Raw genomic sequence first — 8,768 nt, 5'->3', positions numbered from 1 at the left:
GTAGCCTGGTGGAAGAGCGTCCTCTCCCACCAGGCTGATCCGGGTCCGTTCGGGCTCAGAACGTCTTTTCGATGCCCAGCAGGATCGACTGGTTGGCGTGGGTCGCGGCATCGAACAGGGCCTGGTACTCCACCCGCAAGGTAAGTCCGCTGTTGAACTGCGCCTGCGCGCCGATTCCGAGCAGCGCGTGGTTGCGCGCCGTGCTGCCGACGTTGGCCCGATAGAGCGGCCCGGCGAGCAGATCCGCGTAGCTCATGGTGGCGTCGCTGCTTCCCTGGAAATCACGCTGGTACTCCACCCGCACGCGCGGCACCAACATGCCGAAGTCGCGTTTGAGGCGGAATTCCGCGCGCAGGCCCAGGGCACCGGTCGAGGTCCGCACGTTCTGTCCCCGGTAGTCGAGCGCGTACGTGGAGTCGCCATGCTCGGTATAGCCGTCCAGCTGGGCACGTGCCAGGTCCAGGCGTCCGTACGGCGTCAGGCGCATGCTGCCGTTGTCGTGTTCGTATCCGACCGCGACCGATGCGAATGCCTGCTTGCCGTTGCGGCTGCCGGTGACGCGTCCGCCATCCGCCGTGACGTAGCGGCGGGCATCGAAGTCCAGCCATTGGTAGCCGATCAGCGTGTCGATATACGTCGCGTCGCTTGGTCTCAGGCTGGCGTAGAGGGCGATGTTGTAAGCCGTCGCGGAACTGTGGCTGCCCATCTTGCCGATGTCGCTGCTGTCGTGGCCGTAGCCGACACCCAGGCCCAGCGTGAGGGCATTCGACAGACGTTTGTCCGCGCCGACGCTGACGCCTGATGTCGTGAAGTCCACGCCGTTGGTCGCGGCGCCGCGATCGGTCGAACCGAAGTTCACGGCACCGCCGGTCCAGAAGGCGACATCATCCGGCGAGCTCGATCCTTCCTGCACCGGCGAACCCTTCGGCTCCGGCTGCAGGAAGTTCGGGCCGTTCGGATCGGTCATCGCATCCGCGACACCCTTACCCGGACGAGTCGTATCCGTAGGCGTGCGACCGCCACCGGAGCTGAAACTCAGCCCGTTGCTGAAGCGTGAGTTCGCGGCCCCATGCAACGATTCCAGGCGCTGCTGGAAGTTCGAGATCTGCCCCGTCGCCATGCGCCGCGTGGAATCCACCTGCGCACCGAGGACGCCGAGCACTTCCGGATCCTTCGACGGATCCGGCCGCGCGGTCACCGTGATCGTCACGGTCGCCGGTTGCGATGTCGCATAGGCATTGGCGAGGGTATAGACCAGTTGTGCCTGGCCAGAGAAAGCGGCCGCTGCCGCGAAGTCGAGGCGATAGCCGTTCGCTGTCTTCACGATCGTTCCGTGCCCTGCTTGCGCGGGTGAAAGCGAAACCACCGTGGCATCGGTGAACGGACCGCCACGCGCAGCGGACGTGAGGTCCACCTGCACGTTCTGTCCCGCGGCAACCGTCGCACTCAAGGCGGGAGCGACGGGTCGTTCCTGCAGCGTCACCGTCACCGTGCCCGGCTGAGATGCACCGAAGGCGTTGGACACGGTGTAGGTGAAGTGCTGGATACCGCTGGCATCCGCAGGTGCGGCGTAGACGATATTCGTACCGTTCACGGTGGCCGTGCCCACGGTGGGCGCGGTGACGATAGCCACCGTGGTGAAGGGGCCGCCGGTGGCGCCCGTGGTGGCATTGACGGTGACCGGATTGCCGGCCGTCGCCGTGACGGCCTGGTTGGTCACGATCGGGACGGCACCCGCCTGTACGGTGACGGTGACTGTGGCGGCATTCGATGTACCGCCGGGACCGGTCGCCGTGTAAGTGAAGGTGTCGGTACCGAAGAAGTTGGCGGCAGGCGTGTAGCTGATCGACAGGCCGTTAGCGACCGCCGCACCGTGTGCGGGATTACTCGCCACGGTGACCGACGTGATCACGCCGGTGTCGTTGGTGGTGACCGGAATCGAGACGGCCTGGTTAGCCGGCGTGCTGGCTGTATCGGCCACGGCAACCGGTATGGCATCGCCGATCGTGACGGTATAAGCCTGCGTCCCCGTCATGCCGTGCGCGTCGGTGGCCTGGATGGTGAACGATGCCGGGCCGTGTACCGTCGGGGTGCCGGCAAGGATGCCGCCCGGGGATAACGTGAGGCCCTGCGGTAAAGCCCCCGAGCTGACGATGAATGTGTAAGCCGCGACACCGCCGGTTCCCGTCAGTGTCGTGGTGTAGGCAGTGGCCACGATGCCGTTCGGCAAGGTAGCCGGCGAGATGCCTACGGTGACGGCTGCGATCGTCAGCGTATACGCACGGCTGACCGTCACGGGAACGGCGCTGCCGTCGGTGACCGACACGGTGAAGGGGAAGCTCCCCGTGACGGTCGGCGTGCCGCTAAGCAGCCCGCTGGCTGCATCGAACGTCATGCCCGCGGGCAAGCTACCCGTTTGCGACAACGTGCGCGGTGCTGAACCACCGCTACTGGTAAAGGCGACGCTGCTGCTCACACCGTAGGTCGCGGTGAGCGCCGGGCTCGCTGGCAAAAGGACGAGCGGATCCGCATCGACGGTCAGCGTCGTGTTGATCGTCGTCGAGAAGGGCGCGCCGGTGCCGGTCGTGCTGTCCGTTGCATGGACCGTGACCGGGAAGCTGCCAGCCTGGGTGGGCGTGCCGCTTATCGTACCGTTGGCAAAACTCAGGCCCGGGGGCAGTGCACCGGTTTCGGTGATCGTGTAAGCAGGCGTGCCGCCGCTCGCGGTGAACGCTCCGGTGAAGGCTTGCCCGACATGGGCATTCGCCAATGTTCCCGGCGAGACCGTGATGGTTGGCGCGGCGATGGTGAAGCTATAGAGCCGGCTTCCCGTGCTGCCGAAGGCATCGGTCGCGGTCGTCGTGACGCTGAAGGTGCCTGCGGCAGTCGGCGTACCGGACAGCGTGCCGCCCGCGGAGAACGTCAGACCTGCCGGCAGCGCGCCTCCGGTGACCGCGTAGGTGTAAGTGCCGCTACCCCCGCTGGCCGTGACGGACTGCGTGTAGGGAGTGCCGATCGCGGGAGCCGGCAGGGTGGTCGGCGCGATCGTGATTGTCGGTGGGCTGACGGTCAGCGTGTACGCAAGCTGCTTCGTGAACGGTGCACCCGTGCCGGTGGAGTTGTCGGTGACGGTGACGGTGAAGTTATATGTGCCCGCTGTCGTGGGTTGGCCTGAAAGTACGCCGGTCGACGGTGACAGGGAAACGCCGGGCGGAAGCGTGCCCGTCGAGCTGAACGTGTAGGGAGCGGTACCGCCGCCGGCGATCAACGCCGACGAGTAAGCCTGACCGACCACACCCGCGGGGACGCTGCCCGGCGTGAGGGTGATCGTCGGCGCAGCCACGGTGGTGGAATACGCGCGGCTTCCCATGAAACCGAGACTGTCGGTGGCGGTCACCGTGATGTTGAACGTACCGGCAGCGGTCGGCGTGCCGCTTATCGTGCCGCCCGAAAATGACAAGCCGTTGGGCAGGGCGCCCGAGGTGATCGCGAAACTGTAGGCCGGGGTGCCGCCCGACGCGCTAAGCGCCTGCGAGTAGGCGATGCCCACGGTGGGGGCGGGCAAGGTCACGGGCGCGACGGCGATGGTCGGCGCGTTCGAGGTCATGCTGTAGGCGCGAGCGCCCGTGAAGCCCAGACTGTCGGTTGCCGTGACCGTGAAGTTGAACGTGCCCGTGACCGTGGGTGTGCCGGCGATCGTATTGCCTGCAAGCGACACGCCCTGGGGCAGGGCGCCGGATGTCACAGCGAAGGTGTAGGGCGCACCACCGCCGGACGCGGCAAGGGCCTGCGAATACGCCGTACCCGCCGTCGCACTCGGCACGGTCGTCGGCGTGATGGAGATCGTTGGGGCGCTGATCGTGACGGTATAGGGGGTCGACTGACTAAACGGCCCGGTACCGGTGGAGCTGTCGGTTGCCTTGATCGCGAACGTGTAGCTGCCCACGACCGTTGGCGTGCCCGAAAGTACGCCAGTACCGGAAAGGGTAAGACCAGTGGGGAGCGCCCCGCCGGCTGGATCCCGGACATACGTATAAGGTGCGGTGCCGCCGGTCGCGCTGGCAGCTTGACTATAGGCCGTACCGGCGGTCCCGTTCGGGAGCGTTGCGGGACTAATGACGATGTTCGGCGCGGTTACGGAGAGTGAGAGGGTTCCCGTGCCGGTATGACTGGCGCTGTCGGTCACCATAAAGATCGGGCTGAAGGTGCCTCCTGCGGTCGGTATGCCGCTGACGACACCGGCTGAGGACACGGTGATGCCTGCGGGGAGCGAGCCACCACTCAGCGACCACGTGTAGGGAGCCGTGCCGTTGCTGGCGGCGAGTGTCTGGCTGTAGGCCGTGGCGATCGTTGCATTGGGCAGGGACGTCGTGTCGACCGTCGGGTTGGTCTGGATGACCGTGACCGTGATCGGGACAACGGAGTTGTCTTCGGCATCGTAGACCGCGAAGTTGTCGCTCGTCGCGCCGTCGCCGTTGTTGTGGTAGCTCAACAAGCCGGTGCCGTTGTTGTTTCCGTTGTCGGTTCCGTGCAGCGGACCCGTATGCCCGTTAAGAGGGGCGTCGTGGTTCAAACCGAAGATCGCGCAGTTCTGCAGGTCGGTGAACGCGTCGCTTCCGCCGCCGGACTGGACCGTGAGGTGCACCGGCGGGCAATTCGCGGCATGTGCCACACCGCCCAGCATCAGCAGGCAGAAAAAGACAAGCCAACTTGCGCGACGTGCACGCGTGCGACCGGAGGCGACCGGCGTGCGGTCTCCGAAGAAAAGCGTTTTCATAATGTCCCCTGTTCCCTGACGCCGCTGTCCTGTCGCGCATACGCGCGCGTTCTTGCGAAGCGGCGCGGGTAGTATCGGGGCCAGTGCGATCCAGCAATGTGCAGAAACGGCAGCGTCGTCAAAAGTGCCGGCTATGCCTCTTGTTAGCTCTCATCGCATCCACGAGAGTGCGACCCACGGCGTGGGGGCGTGCGCCAACCAACCAGGGGACGCACCATGTCTAACTACTACCTCGGGCAAATCATGCTCGCGGGGTTCAACTTCGCGCCGAGAGGCTTCGCGCAATGCAACGGCCAGCTGTTGCCTATCAACCAGAACTCCGCCTTGTTCTCACTTTTAGGTGTTCAGTTCGGTGGTAACGGCACCGTGACCTTCGGCCTGCCCGACCTGCGAAGCCGCACACCGGTCGGCGCGGTCTCATCGGTCGACGCTGCCTGGCAGCCGCCGGTCTACCCCATGGGCATGTTGGCAGGGGTCGAGTCCGTGACACTCCTGCAAACGGAGATGCCGACGCACTCGCATCCGCTCAACGCAACGACGGCAGCTGGCGCGGTCAGGTCTCCAGCCAATGCGCTCTATGGCGGCTCGGGCACGGAATCGTTCTACACAGCCAATGYACWCCCCACGCCGCTGGCCCCTCCCATGGTGGGCCCTAACGGTGGAAACACGTCGCACAACAACATCCAGCCGCTGAGCGTGCTGGGTTTCAATATCGCGCTGTCGGGCATTTACCCCTCGCGCGGCTGACACAGCACAAAGGAGCCACATCATGTCTGAGTGTTATGTCGGTGAAATCCGCATGTTCGGTTTCAGTCGTGTCCCCCAGGGTTGGCAAGCCTGCGATGGCAGCCTGCTTTCGATCGCCGATTACGAGGTTCTCTTTACCTTGATCGGTACGACCTACGGTGGGAACGGGGTGACGACCTTCGCCGTCCCCGATCTGCGGGGGCGCATTCCGGTGGAACAAGGGCAGGGTCCTGGTCTGAGTCCTTACGTGCTCGGTCAGCAGACGGGTACCGAAACGGTCACGCTGTTGCTGAATCAGTTGCCTGTGCACAACCACCTCTGCGTGGCGACGACCGATACCGGAACCACGGCTACGCCGGGTCCCACGGTGGTGTTCGGCGGCATCGCCCCGGACACCATGTACACCTCCAGCGTCACCGGTCTGACCGCCTATCCAATGGGTGCCACCGCAATCGGCGCGCAGGGTGGCTCCGGTCCGCACAACAATCTGATGCCGACCCTCAGCGTGGCGTTCTGCATCGCCTGGGCCGGCATCTTTCCTTCGCAATCCTGACCTTCGCCTGGAAGACATTCTCATGACGCAACCCTTTCTCGGCGAGATCCAGGTCTTCGGCTTCTACTTCGCACCGGCGAACTGGGCGTTCTGTAACGGCGAGACCCTCGCGCTGCAGCAGAACACCTCGTTGTTCGCGCTGATCGGTACGACCTACGGAGGCAATGGCACGACGACTTTCCAGTTGCCGAACCTCGCCTCCCGTGCACCCGGTGGGATCGGCACGGGTGCGCCGGCGACGACACCACGGGTCGCCGGTGAAACGTATGGTGAGTTTGGCCACACGCTCACGGTGCAGGAAATGCCGTCGCATAACCACAGCATGTCGGTATACGTGCAGCATGACACGACCTTGCGTACCTCGGTTCCCGCGCCGGGCAGCGCACTGGTTGCGCCTGCCACTACGTCGCCGTTCGTGCTGGGCGCCACGCCAACCACCACCTTCGCTCCGACGGCGGTCACTGCTGCGGGTGGCAATCAACCACACGAGAATTGCCAGCCGTTCCTGGGGCTGAACTTCTGCATCGCTCTCCAGGGCACTTTCCCCGCGTTCCAGTGAGCCTGCCTGCGTTCCCCGAGGCTCGTGCGGACAGCGGCGCCATCGCGGCGTCGCTGTCGATCGCGGATGTCACGCTGCATGCGTGTGACGACGGCGACATGCCCTTCCTGCGTTCCCTGTATCGGCAGACGCGCGATGACGAACTCGCGTTCACCGGTTGGCCGGAAGCGACAAAAGCGGCGTTCGCCAACAGCCAGTTCGATTTGCAGCACACGCATTTCGTGCGCTATTTCCCCAACGCCCATTTCATGCGACTGCGCTGCGGCGATCGCGATATCGGTCGCTACTATCTCGACATCAAGGACGATGCCTGGCACGTCGTGGATATCGCGATCCTTGCAGAACGACGCGGGCAAGGCATCGGTTCGGCCTTGCTCCAGGCAACCCGGGCGCTCGCCCCTGCCGTGACACTTAGCGTGGCCACGAACAATCCCGCCGCCATGCGTCTGTACGCGCGACTGGGATTCGTCGATGAAGGTGAGGCCGGCAGCATGCACCGGCAGATGCGCGCTAGTTGTAGATAGCCTGGTAGATGAAGCCGTTCGCGTCGCGCGCGATGGCCACCAGGAAAATGCCGAATTCGCCCAGCCCTCGGTGCTTCATCGCGTAGATGCGCTGCGGAAAGACGATGGCCGCGGTGTTGTGGAACAGCAACGAGAAGCCCGCGCGGACCGCGCCCTGCATCGTCGGACCCGCGCCCTGAAGGGGCTTCACTTCGACCAGCACGAAGGCGGACTCGCCTTCGCCGACATCGACGTGGAAGGTGTCGTTGAGGTGTGGCGCGAAGTGCTCGATCTGTAGGAACTGCATGGAATCCTTCCCCCGAAGTAGTCCGCGCCCCAGAAGGGGCGCGGATGTCTACTCTAGTTCGGAATACCGCAATCGTCGATCACCGCGGCCCCTGTAGGAGCCGCTTCAGCGGCGATGCCCTTAGTTCGGCAAGCCCAAATCGTCAATCATCGCCTTAAGGAACCGAGCCGCCTCACCACCCGTCGCCGCACGATGATCGAACGTCAGCGACAGYGGCATGCGGCGATGCACTTCGATACCGCCCATCACGGCAACCACATCGTGGCTGAGCTTGCCGGCGCCGACGATGGCGACGGTCGGCGGGACGACCACCGGGGTGGCGTACCGGCCGGCGAACATGCCGAAATTCGACAGGCTGATCGTGTAGCCCGAGAGCTCCGACGCCGCGATGCTGCGATCTTCGACCGAGCTGCGCAGGCGCTTGATGGCGGCACGGATACCGGCACCGTCGAGCACGTCCGCATTGCGCAGGGCGGGCACGAAGAGGCCGTCGTCCGTATCCACGGCAATACCGATGTCCACGTGCGGGTGAAGCGTGCGCGTGAGGTCCTTGCCGTTGAACCAGGCGTTGAGCGCCGGCACGGCCTTGCATGCCACCACGACCGCGCGAATGAGGCGGGCGGTGATGTCCTGCTTGCCGATCCAGGCGTGCAGGTCGGCGTCGTCGACGATGGAGGTCGGGACGACCTGCGCGTGAGCATCGGCCATGACGCGCGCCATGTTGCGGCGAACGCCCTTGAGCTGCTCCGGCTGACCCATCGCTTCCTTGCCCGGGGGCGAAGTGCGAACGGCCTTGCCGGCCAGGGACACCGGCGTACGCGAAGGCGCCGGACCCGGCTCGGGAAGCGTCGGTGCGAGGTGCTGCGCGGCGGCCGGGCGTGCTGCCGGAGCCGAACCCACGGCGGCGCTGCCGTTGGCGGCGGCGTTCTTCACGTCGCCCATGGTGATGACACCACCGGCGCCGGTCGGCTGCACGCGGGTGAGGTCGATCTTCATCTTCTTGGCGAGGGCACGCACGGCCGGGACGGCCTTCACGCCACCGGCGCTGGAGACCTGCTCGGTGTGCACGGCATTGCCGCTGACCATGGCGCCGACGACGGTACCTTCGTCTTCGCGCTTGGCCGGCGCGGGGCCGTCCGAATCGATCTCGCCGCCGTCGTCGGAAGCGATGACCTTGGACGCGTCGTCCGGCGCCTGGCTACCGACGCTCTTCTTCGGGCCATGGTGATGGCCGGTGGATTCGGCTTCGGCGCGCTGGCGTGCGTTCGGGTCGATCTCGAAATCGGCCAGCGAGGCGCCGGTTTCGATGATGTCACCGACGG

The 8,768-nt window shown here is 65.4% G+C and carries 7 protein-coding genes; 4 read left to right on the top strand and 3 right to left on the bottom strand.

Annotation, left to right across the window (positions count from 1 at the left end; translation table 11 throughout):
• Positions 1-55: 55 nt before the first annotated feature.
• A complete protein-coding gene (locus AC1DSN_RS14030) occupies positions 56-4,777 on the bottom strand; it encodes a putative Ig domain-containing protein (protein WP_477331214.1) in 4,722 nt (1,573 codons plus the stop codon).
• Between the two features lie 216 nt (positions 4,778-4,993).
• Here AC1DSN_RS14030 and AC1DSN_RS14025 point away from each other — a divergent pair, with 216 nt between their 5' ends.
• From AC1DSN_RS14025 to AC1DSN_RS14010, 4 genes are read left to right on the top strand one after another with little or no spacing between them, the layout of a single operon-like run.
• Positions 4,994-5,524, top strand: coding sequence for a phage tail protein (locus AC1DSN_RS14025; RefSeq protein WP_477331212.1), 531 nt, complete (start codon positions 4,994-4,996; stop codon positions 5,522-5,524).
• 22 nt (positions 5,525-5,546) lie between these two features.
• Positions 5,547-6,077: a phage tail protein gene (locus AC1DSN_RS14020; protein WP_477294830.1), complete on the top strand. Its 531-nt coding sequence runs from the start codon at positions 5,547-5,549 to the stop codon at positions 6,075-6,077.
• A gap of 22 nt (positions 6,078-6,099) precedes the next feature.
• Positions 6,100-6,636, top strand: a complete 537-nt coding sequence (locus AC1DSN_RS14015; RefSeq protein ID WP_477294828.1) for a phage tail protein — start codon at positions 6,100-6,102, stop codon at positions 6,634-6,636.
• Positions 6,633-7,160 (top strand): GNAT family N-acetyltransferase, encoded by a 528-nt coding sequence (locus AC1DSN_RS14010; protein ID WP_477294826.1) that lies wholly within the window; start codon positions 6,633-6,635, stop codon positions 7,158-7,160. Before AC1DSN_RS14015 ends, AC1DSN_RS14010 begins: the two co-directional genes overlap by 4 nt.
• Here the strand turns inward: AC1DSN_RS14010 and AC1DSN_RS14005 are convergent.
• Together AC1DSN_RS14005 and AC1DSN_RS14000 are read right to left on the bottom strand one after the other, a co-directional pair.
• On the bottom strand, positions 7,147-7,446 hold the full coding sequence (locus AC1DSN_RS14005) for a DUF6916 family protein (protein ID WP_063573343.1): 300 nt from the start codon (positions 7,444-7,446) through the stop codon (positions 7,147-7,149). The genes AC1DSN_RS14010 and AC1DSN_RS14005 overlap by 14 nt on opposite strands.
• 120 nt (positions 7,447-7,566) lie before the next feature.
• A partial coding sequence (locus AC1DSN_RS14000) for a dihydrolipoamide acetyltransferase family protein (protein ID WP_477331210.1) occupies positions 7,567-8,768 on the bottom strand: 1,202 nt, incomplete at its 5' end.

Source organism: Luteibacter sp. P4_D7_3 (genome assembly GCF_056401735.1).
This window is presented reverse-complemented; position numbering and strand designations above follow the sequence as displayed.